Source organism: Pseudomonas sp. P5_B2, assembly GCF_056400445.1.
The window spans coordinates 1-1,994 of sequence record NZ_JBFULH010000692.1; the positions used below are offsets into that span (position 1 = coordinate 1).

The window sequence follows — 1,994 nt, forward strand, 5'->3', positions numbered from 1 at the left end:
AGTTATAGCTGATGCCCATGGCATTGAGGCTCGAACCGAGCAGGCCGATGTCGGCGCGGCCGAAAATCTGCCAGATCGTGCCGACCACGTTCCACGGGATCAACAACGGAATTGCCAGAATGATCAGCACCAGCGACGACCAGCGCCCCTTGGTCGGCATGGTCAGGGCGATGGCGATGCCCAGCGGGATTTCGATCAGCAGCACGCAGCCGGAGTAGATGAACTGCCGCAACAGCGAGTCATGCAGGCGCGGATCAAGCAGCACTTGCCTGTACCAGTCAGCGCCGACGAAGTAGCGGCTGGACTGGTCGAAGATGTCCTGCACCGAATAGTTGACCACCGTCATCATCGGGATCACCGCACTGAAGGCCACCAGCAGGAACACCGGCAACACCAGCCACCAGGCCTTGTTGTTTTGCACCTTGTTCATGGCAGTGTCTCCAGCAAGTATTCATCGGCATACACCATCAACCACTGCGCCGGAAAACTGATATACGCCGTGCCTTCCGGCACTGGTTTGTCTTCGGCCAGGCGCACTTTCAAGGGTGCGCCGTCGAGGTTCAGGGTCAGGATCTTGTAGGTGCCGAGGTCTTCGATGTGTACGACCTGTGCCTGCATCGCGTCATCAAAGGGTTCGTCCCACACATGCACGAACTCCGGACGGATGCCGACTTTCAGGGTTTTCCACTCGGACTCGGCGATGCGCAGTTGTTGCGCCTCAGACAGCGGCAGATGCGTCGAGGCGAACCCCACGCCCCCCGGTTGCGGCGTAACCTCGATCAGGTTCATTCCCGGGCTGCCGATGAAATAGCCGACAAAGGTGTGGCTCGGCCGCTCGAACAATTCTCGCGGCGTACCGAACTGCACGATCTGCCCGCCGTACATCACCGCGATTTTGTCAGCGAAGGTCGAGGCCTCCAGCTGATCGTGAGTGACGTAGACCATGGTGATGTTGAATTGCTCGTGGATCTGCTTGAGCTTGCGCCGCAGCTTCCACTTCAGGTGCGGGTCGATCACGGTCAGCGGTTCATCGAACAGGATCGCCGAGACGTCATCACGCACCAGCCCACGGCCCATGGAGACTTTCTGTTTTTCATCGGCGGTGAGGTTGCTGGCCTTTTTGCTCAGCAACGCCTGCAGGTCCAGCACCTCGGCAATTTCTTGCACCTTGGTGTGGACTCTCGCCTCGGCCATGCCCTGATTTCGCAGCGGAAACGCCAGGTTATCGAACACCGTCATGGTGTCGTAGACCACCGGGAACTGAAAAACCTGGGCGATGTTGCGCTTCTCCGGCGTGAGGTTGTTGACCGCTTTGCCGTCGAACAACACATGCCCCTGAGAGGGGCTGAGCAACCCGGAAATGATGTTGAGCAAGGTCGACTTGCCACACCCCGAAGGTCCTAGCAACGCGTAGGCACCGCCCTGCTCCCAAACGTGGTCCATTTCGCGGATCGCGTAATCCTCGGGTCCGGCCGGGGTTTTGGCGTAGCTGTGGGCGAGGTTCTGCAAACGGATTTCGGCCATCAGGCAACCCTCGCAATACGGCGGCCGGGCGCCTGGATCAAACGTCCCTGCGCATCGAACACAAACAGTTTATGGGTCGGGATGTAAATGCGGATCGGCGCATCGACGTCGTATTCGTGAACGCCGGGCAAGTGCAGCACCAGCAGGAAATGCTCGTTGCGCACATGCAGGAAGGTTTCCGAACCGCTGATCTCGGCGACCTCGACTGTCACGGCCAACTCCAGGTCATCGTCGTTGCTCGGTACCAGTGAAATGTGGCTAGGACGCACGCCGAAACGGAACTCGCCCTCGCCCACCGGACGCAGATCGACGTTCAACGGGAAGTGCACGAAATTGGCAAAGCTGACTTCGTTACCGGCAATGCGCCCCGGCATCAGGTTGATCGGCGGCTCGGAAAACAGCTCTGCCGCGAGCACGCTTTGCGGCTGGTGATACACCTCGGACGACTTGCCGCTCTGGATCACCCGGCC

At 59.5% G+C, this 1,994-nt stretch carries 2 protein-coding genes and 1 pseudogene; all 3 read right to left on the reverse strand.

Features of this window, described 5'->3' with window-relative positions; all coding sequences use genetic code 11:
• Positions 1-430 (reverse strand): annotated as a pseudogene (locus AC1DRJ_RS25670) (sugar ABC transporter permease); the annotation flags it as partial.
• Positions 427-1,524 (reverse strand): ABC transporter ATP-binding protein, encoded by a 1,098-nt coding sequence (locus AC1DRJ_RS25675; RefSeq protein WP_477804626.1) that lies wholly within the window; start codon positions 1,522-1,524, stop codon positions 427-429. The pseudogene AC1DRJ_RS25670 and the gene AC1DRJ_RS25675, both read right to left, overlap by 4 nt.
• Positions 1,524-1,994 (reverse strand): TOBE domain-containing protein (locus AC1DRJ_RS25680; protein WP_477804627.1); only part of this gene is annotated, 471 nt, incomplete at its 5' end. The genes AC1DRJ_RS25680 and AC1DRJ_RS25675, both read right to left, overlap by 1 nt.